Below are 16442 nucleotides of genomic sequence, written 5' to 3'. Positions count from 1 at the left end.
CCGCCGCGACACGCCGGGAGACGACACGCCGGTCAGGCGGCCGGAGAGCTCCCCCTGCGCGACCGCCGGCCGAGCAGCCACCCACCCGTCGCGGCGAGGACCAGCAGGCCGACCACGAGGAGCAGCGCGCCGGCGAGGTGGCCGCCGGTCCAGAGCACCGTCCAGGGCCGGTCGAAGGAGAGCGTCAGCTCGCTCTCGTACGCCGACCCGGGCTCGAGCGGCGCATAGCTCCCGCCGTACTCCACCCAGCCGACCGTGTTCGCCCGCCAGAAGACCGCCACACCCGCTGCGACCAGCAGGGCACCCAGCGCACCGAGGAGCGCCGGCAGCGCCCGCCTCACCCCGCGAGCTCCGCCGTCCACCGGTCGGCCGCGGCCCGCAGCGCGGCGAGGTCCGGGCCAGCCGTCAGCACGTCCCGCGAGACGGTGGGGACGACGGCGACGCCGCTGCCGAACAACCGCCGGAGATCGGCCACGGAGCCGCCCTGCGCGCCCAGGCCCGGCGCGAGCACCGGCCCGCGCAACGCGTCGAGGTCGACGTCCAGCTCCGGCAGCGTGGCGCCGACGACGACGCCGAACGAGCCGGGGCCGCCGTCCTCGGCGTTCCAGCCGCCCACGGTGTCCACGACCGCCTGGGCCACCGTGCGGTCGCCGAGGAGCGCGTGCTGGAAGGTGCCGGCGTCGGGGTTCGACGTGCGGGCGAGCACGAAGAGCCCGCCACCGTGCGCACGGGCGGTGTCCACGGCCGGCTGGAGCGAGCCGGGCCCCAGGTAGGGGCTCACCGTCATCGCGTCGACGTGCAGCGGGTGCTCGGGGCGCAGGTAGTCGCCGTAGGCGTCCATCGTGGAGCCGATGTCTCCCCGCTTGGCGTCCAGCAGGACCAGCGCGCCGGCCGCCCGCGCACGGGCGACGGCGTCCTCGAGCACCGCGATGCCCCGCGAGCCGTGCCGCTCGTAGAACGCCAGCTGCGGCTTCAGGACGGCCACCGACCCGGCCAGGGCGTCGACCACCGCGTCGGTGAAGCGGGCGAGACCCTCCGGCGAGTCCGGCAGGCCCCACTTCGCGAGCAGCGGCGCGTGCGGGTCGATCCCGACGCACAGCGGCCCGCGGGCGGCCACGGCATCGGACAGCCGCCGCCCGAACGACGCGCTCACCGGTGCGCGTACCCGACGGCCTCGCGCAGTGAGGCGAACCCTCGCTGCTGCAGCGCCGCGGCCAGCTCGGTGTGCACCCGCGCGCACGCCGAGGGGTCGTTGAAGACCGCCGTCCCCACCGAGACCGCCGAGGCCCCGGCGAGGACGAACTGGAGGGCGTCCAGGCCGTTGCGGATGCCACCCATGCCGAGGATCGGCACGTCCGGAAGGGCCTGGTGCACCTGCCACACGCAGCGCAGCGCGACGGGGCGGATCGCCGGGCCGGAGAGCCCTCCGGTCACCCCGCCGAGGACGGGCTTCATCGTGTCGGGGTCGATGACCAGCCCGAGCAGCGTGTTGATCATCGAGAGGCCGTCGGCGCCGGCCTCGGTGACCGCGCGGGCCACGCTGACGATGTCGGTGACGTCGGGGCTGAGCTTGGCGTAGACCGGCTGAGCCGGGTCGGCGGCGGCGCGGACCGCGGCGATCACGTCGGAGGCCGCCACCGGGTCGCAGGCGAACACCTCGCCGCGGCTCTCGACGTTCGGGCAGCTGATGTTGACCTCGAGCCCCAGCACGCCGGGGACGCCGCGCAGGCGCTGCGCGAGCTCGGCGAAGTCCTCGACGCGCGTGCCGGCGATCGAGACGAACGCGCGGGCGCCGCGCTCGGCGAGCCACGGCAGGTCGTCGGCGAGCAGGCCGTCGATGCCCGGACCCTGCAGGCCGATGGAGTTCAGCATCCCGCTCGGCGTCTCGGCCATGCGCGGCGTGGGCCGGCCCGACCGCGGCCGGAGCTGGACCGACTTGGTGACCACCGCGCCGATCGCCGTCAGGTCGATGAACGGCTCCAGCTCCCGGCCGAACGCCGAGCAACCCGAGGCGGTGAGCACCGGGCTCGGGACCGGCACGGCGCCCAGCGCGGTCGACATGTCCACGGCCGTCTCGACGTCCTGCGAAGGGCCGAAGTGGCCACTTTGGCCCTTCTGGACGGCGGTCACGGCGCCACCACCCCCATCGCGTCGGCGCCCACGACGTCCCAGGGCAGCGTCCCGACGTCGGCGAAGCGCACCCGGTCTCCGCCGAAGACGGGTCCCTCGGTGCAGGAGCGGGAGAAGCGGGTCCGCCCGTCCTCCCCCACGACCGGCAGCACGCAGGTCATGCACACGCCGACCCCGCAGGCCATCGACTCCTCCACGGCCACGTAGGACGGCAGCCCGGCGGAGGTGGCGGCGTCGGCCACCGCCCGCAGCATCCCCATCGGCCCGCAGGCGTAGACGACACCCACCCGACCCACGAGCTCGGCCATGGCGTCGGTGACCCAGCCCTGCCGCCCGGCGCTGCCGTCGTCGGTGGTGACGAGCACCTGGCCCAGCTCGCCGAGCTCGTCCACCGACGACAGCCGGTCGGCCGAGGCGGCGCCGCACACGGCGACGACCTCCGATCCCGATCCGCGGAGGCGACGGGCGAGCCCGACCAGCGCGGCAGCTCCGTACCCGCCGCCCACCAGCAGCGCTGCCGTCCCCGGCTCCGGCAGCGGGTACGGCCGGCCCAGCGGCCCGACGACGTCGACGGTGTCGCCCAGCTGCAGGCCGGCCAGCCAGGTGGAGCCGGGCCCGTGCGGGGCGACCACGACGGTGACCTCGCCGTCCCCTGCCCCGGCGATCGCGATCGAGCGGCGCAGCAGGTGGGCGGAGGTGTCGCCGCCGACGGCGAAGGCGACGAACTGCCCCGGCTCCGTCCGCTCGGCGATCTCGGGGGCGGCGAGGGTCAGCTCGACGTAGGCCCCGACCGGACGCCGGCGCGCCACCTCGACCACCCGCTGCACCGGCGGGTGCGCGGCCCGGGGAGCCGGCGCGGTCAGCGACGTCACCGCCGGGCCCCCAGCGCCGAGTGGACCTCCTGCAGGCTGCGGACGCCGATGTCGCCGCCGCGCAGCGCCTCGATGCCCTGCACGGCCGCGGCCATCCCGGGGACCGTGGTGATGCACGGGATCCCGGCCGCCACGGCCGCGGTGCGGATCTCGTAGCCGTCCAGGCGCGGTCCGCTGTTCCCCGGCGACCCGAAGGGCGTGTTGACCACGATGTCGACCTCGCCGGAGAGGATCCGCTCCACGACGTTGCCCGGGCCCTCGCTGAACTTGCCGACGACCTCGGCGCTGACGCCGTTGCGGCGCAGCACCTGCGCGGTGCCCGTCGTGGCGAGGACGCGGAAGCCGAGGTCGGCCAGCCGCTTGATCGGGAAGATCGCCGAGCGCTTGTCCCGGTTGGCCAGCGAGACGAACACCGTCCCGGCGGTGGGCAGCGAGCCGTAGGCGGCCGCCTGCGACTTGGCGAACGACGTCCCGAACTGGGTGTCGAGGCCCATCACCTCACCGGTGGACTTCATCTCCGGCGAGAGGACGGTGTCGACGCCGTGGCCCTCGACGGTCCGGAACCGGTGGAAGGGCAGCACGGCCTCCTTGACCGCGATGGGCGCGTCGTCCGGGAGGTCGGTGCCGTCCCCGGTCGCCGGCAGCACCCCGGCGGTGCGCAGCCCGGCGATGGTCTCCCCCACCGCGATCCGGGCGGCGGCCTTGGCCAGCTGGACGGCGGTCGCCTTGGACACGAACGGCACCGTGCGGCTGGCCCGCGGGTTGGCCTCGATGACGTAGAGGATGTCGTCCTTGATCGCGTACTGGACGTTGATCAGCCCGCGCACGCCGATGCGGGCGGCGAGCTTCTCCGTGGCCGCCCGGATCTTCAGCAGGTCCGCCGAGCCCAGGGTGATCGGCGGCAGGGCGCACGCCGAGTCACCGGAGTGGATGCCGGCCTCCTCGATGTGCTCCATGACCCCGCCCAGGTACAGGTCGGTGCCGTCGTAGAGGGCGTCGACGTCGATCTCGACGGCGTCCTCCAGGAACCTGTCGACCAGCACCGGGTGGGCGGCGCTGACGTCGGTGGCCTTGGCGATGTAGGCCTCGAGCGTGGCGTCGTCGTAGACGATCTCCATGCCGCGGCCGCCGAGGACGTAGGACGGGCGGACCAGCACCGGGTAACCGATGCGGGCCGCGATCTCCCGGGCCTCGGGGAAGGTCGTGGCGGTGCCGTGCTTGGGTGCGAGCAGGCCGGTGTCGGCCAGCACCCGCGAGAACGCGCCGCGGTGCTCGGCGTCGTCGATCGCCTCGGGGGACGTGCCCAGCACGGGCACCCCGGCGTCCTTGAGCCGCTGGGCCAGGCCGAGCGGCGTCTGGCCGCCGAGCGTGCAGATCACGCCTGCGACCGGGCCGGCCGCCCGCTCTGCCTCGACGACCTCCAGGACGTCCTCGAAGGTCAGCGGCTCGAAGTACAGCCGGTCGGCGGTGTCGTAGTCGGTCGAGACGGTCTCGGGGTTGCAGTTGACCATCACGGCCTCGTAGCCGGCGTCCTGCAGCGCCATGACCGCGTGCACGCAGGAGTAGTCGAACTCGATGCCCTGCCCGATCCGGTTCGGCCCCGAGCCGAGGATCAGCACCGCCGGCTTCTCGCGCGGCTCGACCTCGGTCTCCTCGTCGTAGGACGAGTAGTGGTACGGCGTGCGGGCGGCGAACTCCCCGGCGCAGGTGTCGACGGTCTTGTAGACCGGCCGGATCCCCATGCGCCACCGCAGCCGCCGGACGCCGTCCTCACCGGCGAGCTCCGGGCGCAGGGCCGCGATCTGCCGGTCGGACAGGCCGTACCGCTTGGCCCGGCGCAGCAGGTCCGGCGTCAGGGCCGGGGCCTCCCGGACGGCGACGCCGACCTCGCGGACGAGGGCGATCTGGTCCACGAACCACGGGTCGAACCCGCTGGCCTCGGCGATCTGCTCGACGGTGGCGCCGGCGGCCAGGGCCGCCTCCGCCACGTACAGCCGGCCGTCGACCGGGGTGCCCAGCACCTCGAGCAGCTCCTCGGCGGACCGGTCTGCCGTTCCCCCGCCCGCACCGCCCATGCCGGTCCAGAAGCCGGCGGCCTTGGTCTCGGTCGAGCGCATGGCCTTGCCGAGCGCCTCGGGGAAGTTGCGGCCCATCGCCATGACCTCGCCGACGCTCTTCATCGTCGTGGTCAGGCGGGGGTCGGCACCGGGGAACTTCTCGAAGGCGAAGCGCGGGATCTTGACGACGACGTAGTCCAGCGACGGCTCGAACGACGCCGGCGTGACCCCGGTGATGTCGTTGGTGATCTCGTCGAGGGTGTAGCCGATGGCCAGCTTCGCCGCGATCTTGGCGATCGGAAAGCCGGTGGCCTTCGACGCCAGGGCCGACGACCGGGAGACGCGCGGGTTCATCTCGATGACGACCATCCGGCCGTCGGCCGGATTGACCGCGAACTGGATGTTGCAGCCGCCGGTGTCGACGCCGACCTCGCGCAGCACCGCGATGCCGACGTCGCGCATCCGCTGGTACTCGACGTCGGTGAGCGTCATCGCCGGCGCGACGGTGACCGAGTCACCGGTGTGCACGCCCATCGCGTCGATGTTCTCGATCGAGCAGATGACGACCACGTTGTCGCTGCGGTCGCGCATCAGCTCGAGCTCGTACTCCTTCCAGCCCAGCACCGACTCCTCGATGAGGACGGTGTGCACCGGGGAGTCGGCGAGGCCGTGCGTCGCCATGCGCCTCAGCATCGCCTCGTCGGTGGCGAAGCCGGACCCGAGCCCGCCCATGGTGAAGCTCGGCCGGATGACGACGGGGTAGCCGACCTCCTCGGCGGTGGCCAGGGCCTCCTCGACGGTGCCGCAGACCCGGGACCGCGGGGCGTCGGCGCCGATGGACCGGACGATGTCCTTGAACAGCTGCCGGTCCTCGCCGCGGTTGATCGCGTCGACGTCGGCGCCGATGAGCTGGACGCCGTACTTCTCCAGCACGCCGTTCTCGTACAGGCCGATGGCGATGTTGAGCGCCGTCTGCCCGCCGAGGGTGGCCAGCAGCGCGTCGGGGCGCTCCTTCGCGATAACCTTCTCGACGAACTCCGGCGTCAGCGGCTCGACGTAGGTGGCGTCGGCGACCTCGGGGTCGGTCATGATCGTCGCCGGGTTGCTGTTCACCAGGCTGACCCGCAGCCCCTCGGAACGCAGCACGCGGCAGGCCTGCGTGCCGGAGTAGTCGAACTCCGCGGCCTGGCCGATCAGGATCGGCCCCGAGCCGATCACCAGGACGTGCTGGATGTCTGTCCGCTTCGGCATCAGGCCTTCTCCCCCGTGGTGTGCTCGACCTGCGGCGCCGGGCCGCCGGCGGTCGCCTCGCCGGTGCGCGCGGACTCCATCAGGTCGACGAAGCGCTGGAACAGCGGTGCCGCGTCGTGCGGTCCGGCCGCCGACTCGGGGTGGAACTGGACGCTGAAGGCCGGGACCTCCAGGCAGCGCAGGCCCTCGACGACGTCGTCGTTGAGGCCGACGTGGCTGACCTCCACCTGCCCGTAGGGGGTGTCGGTGGGCCGGTCGAGCGGCGCGTCCACGGCGAAGCCGTGGTTGTGGCTGGTCACGCGGACCGTGCCGCTGACCCGGTCGAGCACCGGCTGGTTGAGCCCGCGGTGGCCGAAGCGCAGCTTGTAGGTGCCCAGGCCCAGCGCGCGGCCGAGGATCTGGTTGCCGAAGCAGATGCCGAACAGCGGCCGTCGGGCGTCGAGCACCCCGCGCACCGCCTCGACCGCGTAGTCGGCGGCGGCCGGGTCACCGGGGCCGTTGGAGAGGAAGACCCCGTCCGGGCCGGCGGCCAGCAGCTCGTCGGCGGTCGCCGTCGACGGGAGGACGTGCGTCTCGACGCCCAGCTCGGCGAGGTGGCGCGGCGTCGCGGTCTTGATGCCGAGGTCGAGCGCGGCGATCGTGAACCGCTTCTCCCCCACCGCCGGGACGACGTAGGGCTCGTCGGTGCTCACCTGCGGGGCGAGGTCGGCGCCGGTCATGCTCTCGGCCGCCTGCACCTTCTCGAGCAGCTGGCCCTGGTCGAGCTCGGTGGAGATGCCCACGCGCATGGCGCCGCGGTCGCGCAGGTGCCGAGTGAGCGCGCGGGTGTCGATGCCGCTGATGCCGACGATCCCCTGGGCGACCAGCTCGTCGTCCAGCGTGCCGGTGGCCCGCCAGTTCGCCGGGCGGCGGGCGGGGTCCCGGACCACGAAGCCGGCGACCCACATCCGCCGGCTCTCGTCGTCCTCGCCGTTCACCCCGGTGTTGCCGATGTGCGGGGCGGTCATCACCACGACCTGGCGGTGGTAGCTGGGGTCGGTCAGCGTCTCCTGGTAGCCGGTCATGCCGGTGGCGAAGACCGCCTCGCCCACCGTCGTCCCGGTCGCCCCGTAGGCCTCGCCCCGGAACGTCCTGCCGTCCTCGAGGACGAGCAGCGCCTCTGTCACTTCTGTGCCTTTCCGTCGAGCACCGTCGGCACGCCCCGCAGGAACGTGGCGACGACCCGGCCGGGGAGCTCCCGGCCGGCATACGGGCTGTTGCGGCTGCGGCTGGCCAGCGCGGCGGGGTCGACGGTGACCCGGCTCGCGGGATCCAGCAGCAGCAGGTTGGCGGGTTCGCCGGGGGCGAGCGGCCGGCCGTGGCCGGACAGGCGGCCGATGGCCGCCGGGCGGACCGACATGCGGTCGGCGACGCCGGCCCAGTCGAGCAGGCCGGACTCGACCATCGTCTCGACGACGACCGACAGCGCCTGCTCCAGCCCCAGCATCCCGGGCCGGGCCTGCGCCCACTCGCTCTCCTTGTCCTCGACCGCGTGCGGCGCGTGGTCGGTGGCGACGGCGTCGATCACGCCCTCGGCCAGCGCCTGCCGGAGGGCCTGGACGTCGTCGTCGGTGCGCAGCGGCGGGTTGACCTTGAACACCGGGTCGTAGCTCTCCGCGCAGGCGTCGGTGAGCAGCAGGTGGTGCGGGGTCACCTCGGCGGTCACCTGGACGCCGCGGCCCTTGGCCCAGCGCAGGATCTCGACCGAGCCGGCCGTCGACACGTGGCAGACGTGCAGCCGGGCGCCGACGTGGCCGGCCAGCAGCACGTCGCGGGCGATGATCGCCTCCTCGGCCGCGGCCGGCCAGCCGGTCAGGCCGAGGCGGGCGGAGCGGTCGCCTTCGTGCATCTGCGCGCCGACGGTGAGCCGGGGCTCCTCGGCGTGCTGGGCGACGACGCCGTCGAACGCCTTCACGTACTCCAGCGCCCGGCGCATCAGGGCCGGGTCGCTGACGCAGTGCCCGTCGTCGGAGAACACCCGCACCCGGGCGGCGGAGTCGGCCATCGCGCCGAGCTCGGCCAGCCGCTCGCCCTTGAGCCCCACGGTGACGGCCCCGACCGGGACGACGTCGACCAGGCCGGCCTGCTCGCCCAGCCGCCAGACCTGCTCGACGACGCCGGCGGTGTCGGCGACCGGGTCGGTGTTGGCCATGGCGTGCACGGCGGTGAACCCGCCGAGCGCGGCGGCGCGGCTGCCGGTCTCGACCGTCTCGGCGTCCTCGCGGCCGGGCTCTCGCAGGTGCGTGTGCAGGTCGACCAGACCGGGCAGGGCGATCAGCCCGGCGGCGTCGACGACCTCGGCGCCGGTGGCCTGCAGCGAGTCGCCGATCGCGGCGATCCGGCCGTCCTTCACCAGGATGTCGGCGGCCGCGCCGCCGAGGGGCTGCGCGCCCTTGATCAGGTAGGTCACTGGGGCGAGCCTCCGAGCAGCAGGTAGAGCACGGCCATGCGGACGGAGACCCCGTTGCCGACCTGCTCGACGATCGTGGAGCGGACGGAGTCGGCCACCTCGGCGGCGATCTCCATGCCGCGGTTCATCGGCCCCGGGTGCATGACGATCGCGTCGTCGGGCAGCGCGGCCATCCGGCGGGCGTCGAGGCCGTAGCGGCGGCTGTACTCGCGGGCGCTCGGGAAGTAGCTGGCGTTCATCCGCTCGGCCTGGACCCGCAGCATCATCACGACGTCGCTCTTCGGCAGCACGGCGTCCAGGTCGTAGCTCACCTCCGCCGGCCAGCTGCCGACCCCGACCGGCAGCAGCGTGGGCGGGGCCACGAGGGTGACCTCCGCGCCGAGGGTGTGCAGCAGCCCGACGTTGGACCGGGCGACCCGGCTGTGCAGGACGTCGCCGACGATCGCCACCCGCACGCCCTCGAGCCGGCCGAGCCGCTGCCGGATCGTGTAGGCGTCGAGCAGCGCCTGGGTGGGGTGCTCGTGGGTGCCGTCGCCGGCGTTGACCACGCTGCCGCGGACCCAGTTGGCCAGCCGGTGCGGGGCACCGGAGGCGCCGTGCCGGACGACGATGGCGTCGCTGCCCATGGCCTCGAGGGTCAGCGCGGTGTCCTTGAGGCTCTCGCCCTTGGAGACGCTGCTGCCCTTCGCGGAGAAGTTGATGACGTCGGCGGAGAGGCGCTTGGCCGCCAGCTCGAAGGAGATGCGGGTGCGCGTGGAGTCCTCGTAGAAGAGGTTCACCACCGTGCGGCCGCGCAGCGTCGGAAGCTTCTTGACCTCGCGGCCGGCCAGCGCCTGGTCGATCTGCGCCGCGGTGTCGAGCACCAGCGTCGCGTCGTCCCGGTCGAGGTCGGCCGCCTCCAGCAGGTGCCGCTTCACTTGCCCTCCCCCTCCGTGAGCAGGACCTCGTCGGTGCCGTCGACCTCCTGCAGGTGGACCTTCACCTGCTGGCTGCGCGACGTGGGCACGTTCTTGCCGACGAAGTCGGCCCGGATCGGCAGCTCCCGGTGGCCGCGGTCGACGAGCACCGCCAGCTGCACGCTGCGCGGGCGGCCGAGGTCGCGGAGGGCGTCGAGCGCCGCCCGGACCGACCGGCCGGAGAACAGGACGTCGTCCACCAGGACGACGAGCCGGCCGTCGATGCCGGCGTCGGGCAGCACGGTCGGCTCCAGCGCGCGGACGCCGCGCAGCCGCAGGTCGTCCCGGTAGAGGGTGATGTCGGCGGTGCCGACGTCGACCGGCGTGCCGGTGAACGCCTCGATGCGCGCGGCGAGCCGGCGCGCGAGCGGGGCGCCGCGGGTGGGGATGCCCACCAGCACGAGGTCGGAGAGACCCCCGTCGGACGAGCCGGGGTCGATCGTCGCGGCCCGCTCGATGAGCTGGTGGGCCATGCGGTCGACGACGCGGGCGACGTCGGCGGAGGAGAGCAGTGCGCCGGGCGCCTGTTCGCGGGCACGCTCGGGAGAGCCGGCCATGTGGCCTCCTTCCCCGCCTCACTGGACGGGTCGTTAAAGGAGTGGGTGGACCGGCGACGACGGTACTGCACGCCCCGCCGCGGCCCTCGGGCGACCGTTCCGTGCCGCACCGGCGCCGCAACCGCTCACGGAGCGTGTCGGACACATGACTGACACACCAGTGGACTGCTGCTGTTGCAGAAACCCCACGACCAGTACGCTCAGTCACCAACTTGACCTATCCGAGACGACGGACAGTGAGCAGACAGCGATGAGCACCGACTACTCACGGGCCCTCGGCGCCCGGCTCCGCGCCATCCGCAACCAGCAGGGCCTGTCCCTGCAGGGGGTGGAGGACAAGTCGCACGGCCGCTGGAAGGCAGTCGTCGTCGGCTCCTACGAGCGCGGCGACCGCGCGGTCACCGTCCAGCGCCTGTCGGAGCTGGCAGTGTTCTACGGCGTGCCGGTCTCCGAGCTGCTGCCCGACCCGCGCCCGAGCTCCGCGGTCACCTCGAGCACCAAGATCGTGCTGAACCTCGAGTCACTGGGCTCGCTGCCCGCCGACGAGGCCGGCCCCCTCGCCCGCTACGCCTCGACCATCCAGGCGCAGCGGCACGACTACAACGGCAAGGTCCTCTCGATCCGCGCCGAGGACCTGAAGTCGCTGGCGATCATCTACGACATGAGCCCCGACGAGCTGACCTCGCGGCTGATCGAGTGGGGCGTGCTCAACCCCGGCATGGAGAGCGTCGTCGGCTTCGGTGGCCCCGAGGACGACGACGAGGAGCTCGACCCGAACTGGGAGCGCCGCCGCTCCCCGCGCTGACGGTTCCGCGGCGTTGTACCGGAGAGGCCCAGAACCAGTGCGGTTCTGGGCCTCTCCGGTTCAACGCTCGGTGAGTCAGGCCGTGGGGACCTCGGCGGCGAGGATCGCGCCCAGGACGCCGTTGACGTAGGCCGGCGAGTCGTCGGTCGACAGGGCCTTGGCCAGCTCGACCGCCTCGTCGATGACCACGAGGTCGGGGACGTCGTCGGCCCAGAGCAGCTCGAACACCGCCATGCGCAGGATCGCGCGGTCGACGTCGGGCAGCCGGTCCAGGGACCAGTTGTTGGCGTGCGCGGCGATGAGCTCGTCGATGCGGGCGGCGTGCTCGGCGACGCCCTCGACCAGCCGGACCGTGTGCTCGGGCACCGGGGGGTTCGCCGTCTCGATCCGGTCGCGCAGGACGACCAGCCGGTCGTTCCCCCGCACGTCGGCCTCGTAGAGGACGTCGACGGCGCGCTTGCGCGCCTTGGAGCGGGCAGCCATGACTGGCGCCGGGCTCAGTTGACGCGGCCGAGGTACCGGCCGTCGCGGGTGTCGACCTTCAGCTTCTCGCCGGTGGTGATGAACAGCGGGACCTGGATCTGGGCGCCGGTCTCCAGCGTGGCGGGCTTGGTGCCGCCGGTGGAGCGGTCGCCCTGCAGACCCGGGTCGGTGTGCTCGACGACGAGCTCCATGGTCACCGGGAGCTCGACGTACAGCGGGGTGCCGTCGTGCACGGCGACGGTGACCTCGGTGTTCTCGAGCAGGTAGTTCGCGCCGTCGCCGACGGTCTCGCCGGGGACGTGGATCTGGTCGTAGGTGTCGCCGTCCATGAAGACGAAGTCGGCGCCGTCCTTGTACAGGTACGTCATGCCGCGCTTGTCGACGTTGGCGGTCTCGACCTTGGTGCCGGCGTTGAAGGTCTTGTCGACGACCTTGCCCGAGAGCACGTTCTTCAGCGTCGTCCGGACGAACGCGCCGCCCTTGCCGGGCTTGACGTGCTGGAACTCGGTGACGGTCCAGAGCTGGCCGTCGAGGTTGAGGACCATGCCGTTCTTGAGGTCGTTGGTGGTAGCCATCTAGAGGACCAGCAGTTCCTTGCTCGTGAGGGTCAACAACTCGGGCGCGTCGTCGGTGACGACCAGGGTGTCCTCGATCCGGACACCGCCGTGGCCGGGCAGGTAGACGCCCGGCTCCACGGTGACGGCCATGCCGGCGGCCAGCGTACCCGCGCCCAGCGGGCCGATGCCCGGCGCCTCGTGGATCTCCAGCCCCACGCCGTGTCCCAGTCCGTGGGAGAAGTGCTCCCCGTGGCCGGCGGCGACGATGACGTCGCGGGACGCCGCGTCGACGGCGACGACGTCGGCACCGACCGCCAGCGCCGCCCGCCCCGCCGCCTGGGACGCGGCGACGAGCTCGTAGATCTCCCGCTGCCAGTCGGCCGCGTGCCCGAGGACGACGGTGCGCGTCATGTCGGAGTGGTAGCCGTCGACGGTCGCGCCGAAGTCGAGCTTGAGGAAGTCGCCGTCGCGCAGCACGGTCGCGTCGGGCCGGTGGTGCGGGATCGCCGAGTTCGCCCCGGCCGCCACGATCGTCTCGAACGACGGCGCCTCGGCACCCAGCGCGAGCATCCGGGCGTCGAGCTCCCGGCCCACCTGCAGCTCGGTCCGCCCCGGGCGCAGCGCCCCCTCGGCGGCCAGCTCGGCCAGCGCCTGGTCGGCGACGGCGCACGCACGGCGGAGCGACTCGACCTCGTCCTCGTCCTTGATGGCCCGCTGGGACTCCACGGCTCGCCGCACCGAGGCCAGCTCGGGCACCGTGCCGCCGTCCGCGGCGTCGGCGAGCACCTTCTCCAGCTGGGCCAGCCCGTCGACGGTCAGGTCGTGGGACTCGTAGCCGAGCCGCCCGGCGCCACGGCGCACCGCCTCGCGGGCGATGCCGGAGACCGTGGCCCGGTCGACCAGCACCTCGACGTCGGGGACCTGCGCCGCCGCCTGCGTCGTGTACCGGCCGTCGGTGCCGAAGAGGTCTGCGCCGTCGGCGCGGACGAGCAGCACGCCGTTGGACCCGGTGAACCCGGTCAGGTAGCGGACGTTGAGCAGGTTGGTGACGAGGACGGCGTCCAGTCCGCGCTCACCCGCGAGTCGCCGAAGCGCGTCCCGCCGGTCCGCCGTCCTGCTCACTGCACGCCCTGCTGGGCCAGCCAGCCCAGGGCCAGGATGTAGCCGCTGATTCCGAGCCCGGCGATCACGCCGTCGGCCACCCCGGAGACGTAGGAGTGGTGCCGGAACTCCTCGCGGGCGTGGATGTTGGTGATGTGCACCTCGACCAGCGGCGCGTTCAGCCCGGCGAGGGCGTCGCGCAGCGCGACGGAGGTGTGCGACCAGGCCCCCGGGTTGATCAGCACCGGGTCGCCCGCGTCAGAGGCGGTGTGGATCCAGCGCAGCATCTCGGCCTCGTCGTCGGTCTGGCGCACCTGCACCTCGACGCCCATCTCCCGCCCGGTCGACTCCACCAGGTCGACCAGCTCGGCGAAGGTGGTGGTGCCGTACTTCTCGGGCTCCCGGAGGCCGAGCCGGCCGAGGTTGGGACCGTTGAGCACCTGAATGGTCACGCAGTTCCTCCAGAGACGGCCGCCCAGGCGGCGTCGAGCCAGGCCTGGTCGGGGTCGGTCAGGATCATGGGGTTGCCCAGGCCGTCGAGGACGACGAACCGCAGCGACGCGCCGCGGGCCTTCTTGTCGAGGCGCATGACCGACTGGATGGTGGCCCAGTCGCCGGCGTACCGGGTGGGCAGGCCCATGCGGTCGACCAGCGAGCGGTGGAGGTCGACGTCCGCGCGGGTCAGCAGCCCGGCCTGGCCGGCCAGCTCGGCGGCGAAGACCAGGCCGACGGCCACCGCCTCGCCGTGCCGCCAGCCGAAGTCCTCGACCCGCTCGATCGCGTGGCCCAGCGTGTGCCCGTAGTTGAGGAACTCCCGGCGACCGGTGTCGTAGAGGTCCTCCCCCACCGCCTCCGCCTTGACCCGCACGGCCCGCTCGATGAGCTCCTCGGTGTCGCGTCGGCCGGTCGGGTCGTCGCTCAGCAGCCGCAGGATCTCGCCGTCGGCGATGAACCCGCACTTGACCACCTCGGCCAGGCCCGACCGGAACTCCGCATCGGGCAGCCCGGCCAGGACGTCGGTGTCGGCCAGGACGGCGATCGGCGGGTGGAAGGCGCCGACGAGGTTCTTGCCCGCCGCGGTGTTGATGCCCGTCTTCCCGCCGACGGCCGCGTCGACCATGCCCAGGATGCTCGTGGGCACCGTGACGAAGCGGACGCCGCGGGTCCAGGTGGCGGCGACGAAGCCGGCCAGGTCGGTCACGGCTCCCCCGCCCACGCCGACGACGGCGTCGGACCGGGTCATGCCCAGCCGGCCGAACTCCTCCCAGAGCCCGGCCGCGACCTCCGCCGTCTTGGCCGCCTCCCCGTCGGGGACGACGAGCGCCTCGGCGGCCACGCCCGCGGTCTGCAGCGTCTCCACGGCGGCGCCGGCCAGCGCGGCCAGCGGCGGCGTGTGCACGACGGCGGCCTTCGCCGTCCCGGCCAGGACGACGCCCAGCTCCGCCTGCGCGCCCGGGCCGACGACCACCTCGTAGGGCCGCTCGCCCGGGACGGGAACCCGCCTCATCGCGCGTCCTGCGCGGCCCGGACCAGGGCCGCCACGTCCGCGATCACGTCGCCGGGCTCGCGGCCGCCGGTCTGCACGGTCGCCGTCGCAACCTCGGCGTAGAGGGGGGCGCGCTCCTCGAGCATCGTGCGCAGCATCGCGCGGGGGTTGACCGCCAACAGCGGGCGGTCGCGGGACAGCCCGACCCGCTTGGCGGCCGACGGCACGTCGACGTCCAGCCACACCACCACGCCACCGGCGTCGCCGTGGGCCACGAGCAGCTCCCGGGTCGCGGCGCTGGTGACCGCTCCCCCGCCGAGGGCGAGCACGCCGTCGTGCTCGGCGAGCGCCCGAGCCACCGCCTGCTCCTCGAGGGCCCGGAAGTGCGGCTCGCCGTGCTGCACGAACAGGTCGGCCACGGTGGCACCCGCGACGGCCTCGACGTCGGCGTCGGTGTCGCGGAACGGCAGGTCCAGGAGCTCGGCCACCGCCGTGCCCACCGTCGTCTTGCCCGACGCCGGCGGGCCGACGAGCACGAGGCGAGGGGTCATCGGATCGGGAGGGCGGCGAGGTAGGCCTCGGCGTTCCGCCGCGTCTCGGCCACCGAGTCGCCGCCGAACTTCTCGAGGACGGCGTCGGCGAGCACCAGCGCGACCATCGCCTCCATGACGACGCTGCCGCGCGGCACCGCGCAGGCGTCGCTGCGCTGGTTGATGGCGACCGCGGGCTCTCCGGTCGCCGTGTCGATCGTGGCCAGCGCCCGCGGCACGGTGGAGATCGGCTTCATCGCCGCCCGCACGCGCAGCACCTCGCCGTTGGTCATGCCGCCCTCGATGCCGCCGGCCCGGTCGGTGCGCCGGGTGGCGCGGCCCTCGGCGAGGTCGATCTCGTCGTGCGCCACCGAGCCGCGGCGGCGCGCGGTCTCCAGCCCGTCGCCGACCTCGACGGCCTTCACCGACTGCACGCCCATGAGCGCGCCGGCCAGCCGGGAGTCGAGCCGGCGGTCCCAGTGCACGTGGCTGCCCAGGCCCGGCGGGAGCCCGTGGACGACGACCTCGATGACGCCGCCGAGGGTGTCCCCGTTCTTCCGGACGTCGTCGATCTCGGCGACCATGCGCTCGCTGGTGGCCGGGTCGGCGCAGCGGACCGGGTCCTCGTCGATGCGCGCGTTGTCGTGCGGCCCCGGCAGGACGCCGTCGGGCACGACCACGGGGCCGATGGCGACGACGTGGCTGACCACCTCGACGCCGAGCGCCTGGCGGAGGAAGGCCTGGGCGACCGCGCCGAGCGCCACGCGGGCCGCGGTCTCCCGGGCGCTGGCCCGCTCCAGGACCGGCCGGGCGTCGTCGAACCCGTACTTCTGCATGCCGGCGAGGTCGGCGTGGCCGGGCCGCGGGCGGGTCAGGGGCGCGTTGCGCGCCTGCCCGGCCAGCACCTCCGGGTCGACCGGGTCGGCGGACATGACCGTCGACCACTTCGGCCACTCGGTGTTGCCGACCTGGATGGCGATGGGCCCACCCTGCGTGCGGCCGTGCCGCACGCCGCCGGTGAGCGTGACCTCGTCCTGCTCGAACGACATGCGGGCCCCGCGGCCGTGGCCCAGCCGGCGGCGGGCCAGCTGCAGGTCGATGTCGGAGGTCTGCAGCTCCACGCCGGCGGGCAGCCCCTCGAGGATGCCGGTGAGCTGCTGACCGTGCGATTCACCTGCGGTCAGCCAGCGCAACATGGGCTCGATTCT

Annotated in this window: 17 protein-coding genes; 1 reads left to right on the top strand and 16 read right to left on the bottom strand. The window is 73.7% G+C overall.

All coding sequences use genetic code 11. The features are described from left to right. Positions 1 to 32: 32 nt before the first annotated feature. Genes ACI78T_RS12295 through pyrR form a run of 9 tightly spaced genes read right to left on the bottom strand, consistent with a single transcriptional unit; the run spans position 33 to position 10272 of the window. A complete protein-coding gene (locus tag ACI78T_RS12295; protein WP_456558381.1) occupies positions 33 to 341 on the bottom strand; it encodes a hypothetical protein in 309 nt (102 codons plus the stop codon). Further along, a complete protein-coding gene (gene pyrF, locus ACI78T_RS12290; protein ID WP_456558380.1) occupies positions 338 to 1153 on the bottom strand; it encodes an orotidine-5'-phosphate decarboxylase in 816 nt (271 codons plus the stop codon). Before pyrF ends, ACI78T_RS12295 begins: the two co-directional genes overlap by 4 nt. Beyond that, complete coding sequence (locus ACI78T_RS12285; RefSeq protein ID WP_456558379.1) at positions 1150 to 2130, bottom strand: dihydroorotate dehydrogenase; 981 nt, start codon at positions 2128 to 2130, stop codon at positions 1150 to 1152. Before ACI78T_RS12285 ends, pyrF begins: the two co-directional genes overlap by 4 nt. Continuing rightward, positions 2127 to 3002, bottom strand: a complete 876-nt coding sequence (locus ACI78T_RS12280; RefSeq protein WP_456558378.1) for a dihydroorotate dehydrogenase electron transfer subunit — start codon at positions 3000 to 3002, stop codon at positions 2127 to 2129. The genes ACI78T_RS12285 and ACI78T_RS12280 overlap by 4 nt, the downstream gene beginning before the upstream one ends. Further along, the gene (gene carB, locus ACI78T_RS12275; protein WP_456558377.1) at positions 2999 to 6310 is read right to left on the bottom strand and encodes a carbamoyl-phosphate synthase large subunit; all 3312 of its coding nucleotides are present in this window, start codon (positions 6308 to 6310) and stop codon (positions 2999 to 3001) included. Before carB ends, ACI78T_RS12280 begins: the two co-directional genes overlap by 4 nt. Further along, positions 6310 to 7476 carry a glutamine-hydrolyzing carbamoyl-phosphate synthase small subunit gene (carA, locus tag ACI78T_RS12270; RefSeq protein WP_456558376.1) on the bottom strand — a complete coding sequence of 389 codons (1167 nt, stop codon included), beginning with the start codon at positions 7474 to 7476 and terminating at the stop codon, positions 6310 to 6312. Before carA ends, carB begins: the two co-directional genes overlap by 1 nt. Next, positions 7473 to 8759: a dihydroorotase gene (locus tag ACI78T_RS12265; protein WP_456558375.1), complete on the bottom strand. Its 1287-nt coding sequence runs from the start codon at positions 8757 to 8759 to the stop codon at positions 7473 to 7475. The genes carA and ACI78T_RS12265 overlap by 4 nt, the downstream gene beginning before the upstream one ends. Next, positions 8756 to 9676: an aspartate carbamoyltransferase catalytic subunit gene (locus ACI78T_RS12260; protein ID WP_456558374.1), complete on the bottom strand. Its 921-nt coding sequence runs from the start codon at positions 9674 to 9676 to the stop codon at positions 8756 to 8758. The genes ACI78T_RS12265 and ACI78T_RS12260 overlap by 4 nt, the downstream gene beginning before the upstream one ends. Beyond that, positions 9673 to 10272, bottom strand: coding sequence for a bifunctional pyr operon transcriptional regulator/uracil phosphoribosyltransferase PyrR (gene pyrR / locus ACI78T_RS12255; RefSeq protein WP_456558373.1), 600 nt, complete (start codon positions 10270 to 10272; stop codon positions 9673 to 9675). Before pyrR ends, ACI78T_RS12260 begins: the two co-directional genes overlap by 4 nt. 250 nt (positions 10273 to 10522) lie before the next feature. On the opposite strand from pyrR, the gene bldD reads away from it, so the two are divergent. Then, positions 10523 to 11077: a transcriptional regulator BldD gene (bldD, locus tag ACI78T_RS12250; RefSeq protein ID WP_456558372.1), complete on the top strand. Its 555-nt coding sequence runs from the start codon at positions 10523 to 10525 to the stop codon at positions 11075 to 11077. Between the two features lie 75 nt (positions 11078 to 11152). Here bldD and nusB read toward each other — a convergent pair whose 3' ends face one another. From nusB to aroC, 7 genes are read right to left on the bottom strand one after another with little or no spacing between them, the layout of a single operon-like run. Continuing rightward, on the bottom strand, positions 11153 to 11560 hold the full coding sequence (gene nusB, locus ACI78T_RS12245; protein WP_456558371.1) for a transcription antitermination factor NusB: 408 nt from the start codon (positions 11558 to 11560) through the stop codon (positions 11153 to 11155). 14 nt (positions 11561 to 11574) lie between these two features. Then, positions 11575 to 12135 carry an elongation factor P gene (gene efp / locus ACI78T_RS12240; protein ID WP_456558370.1) on the bottom strand — a complete coding sequence of 187 codons (561 nt, stop codon included), beginning with the start codon at positions 12133 to 12135 and terminating at the stop codon, positions 11575 to 11577. Next, entirely contained in the window at positions 12136 to 13239 is a 1104-nt protein-coding gene (locus ACI78T_RS12235) for a M24 family metallopeptidase (RefSeq protein WP_456558369.1), read from the bottom strand. Continuing rightward, complete coding sequence (gene aroQ / locus ACI78T_RS12230) at positions 13236 to 13670, bottom strand: type II 3-dehydroquinate dehydratase (RefSeq protein WP_456558368.1); 435 nt, start codon at positions 13668 to 13670, stop codon at positions 13236 to 13238. The genes ACI78T_RS12235 and aroQ overlap by 4 nt, the downstream gene beginning before the upstream one ends. Then, entirely contained in the window at positions 13667 to 14725 is a 1059-nt protein-coding gene (aroB, locus tag ACI78T_RS12225; protein WP_456558367.1) for a 3-dehydroquinate synthase, read from the bottom strand. Before aroB ends, aroQ begins: the two co-directional genes overlap by 4 nt. Beyond that, positions 14722 to 15255 (bottom strand): shikimate kinase, encoded by a 534-nt coding sequence (locus tag ACI78T_RS12220; protein ID WP_456558366.1) that lies wholly within the window; start codon positions 15253 to 15255, stop codon positions 14722 to 14724. The genes aroB and ACI78T_RS12220 overlap by 4 nt, the downstream gene beginning before the upstream one ends. Next, positions 15252 to 16430 carry a chorismate synthase gene (gene aroC, locus ACI78T_RS12215; RefSeq protein WP_456558365.1) on the bottom strand — a complete coding sequence of 393 codons (1179 nt, stop codon included), beginning with the start codon at positions 16428 to 16430 and terminating at the stop codon, positions 15252 to 15254. Before aroC ends, ACI78T_RS12220 begins: the two co-directional genes overlap by 4 nt. Between the last annotated feature and the right edge of the window lie 12 nt (positions 16431 to 16442).

The organism is Blastococcus sp. SYSU D00922, assembly GCF_054050495.1.
Note: the sequence above shows the minus strand (reverse complement) of the source record. Positions and strands in the feature narration are given on the sequence as shown.

What these genes read in the sequence shown, in the direction of transcription:
- efp (WP_456558370.1), bottom strand. Translation starts at nt 12,135, where the DNA reads ATGGCTACCACCAACGACCTCAAGAACGGCATGGTCCTCAACCTCGAC.
- aroC (WP_456558365.1), bottom strand. Translation starts at nt 16,430, where the DNA reads ATGTTGCGCTGGCTGACCGCAGGTGAATCGCACGGTCAGCAGCTCACC.
- nusB (WP_456558371.1), bottom strand. Translation starts at nt 11,560, where the DNA reads ATGGCTGCCCGCTCCAAGGCGCGCAAGCGCGCCGTCGACGTCCTCTAC.
- ACI78T_RS12220 (WP_456558366.1), bottom strand. Translation starts at nt 15,255, where the DNA reads ATGACCCCTCGCCTCGTGCTCGTCGGCCCGCCGGCGTCGGGCAAGACG.
- carB (WP_456558377.1), bottom strand. Translation starts at nt 6,310, where the DNA reads ATGCCGAAGCGGACAGACATCCAGCACGTCCTGGTGATCGGCTCGGGG.
- pyrR (WP_456558373.1), bottom strand. Translation starts at nt 10,272, where the DNA reads ATGGCCGGCTCTCCCGAGCGTGCCCGCGAACAGGCGCCCGGCGCACTG.
- aroB (WP_456558367.1), bottom strand. Translation starts at nt 14,725, where the DNA reads ATGAGGCGGGTTCCCGTCCCGGGCGAGCGGCCCTACGAGGTGGTCGTC.
- bldD (WP_456558372.1), top strand. Translation starts at nt 10,523, where the DNA reads ATGAGCACCGACTACTCACGGGCCCTCGGCGCCCGGCTCCGCGCCATC.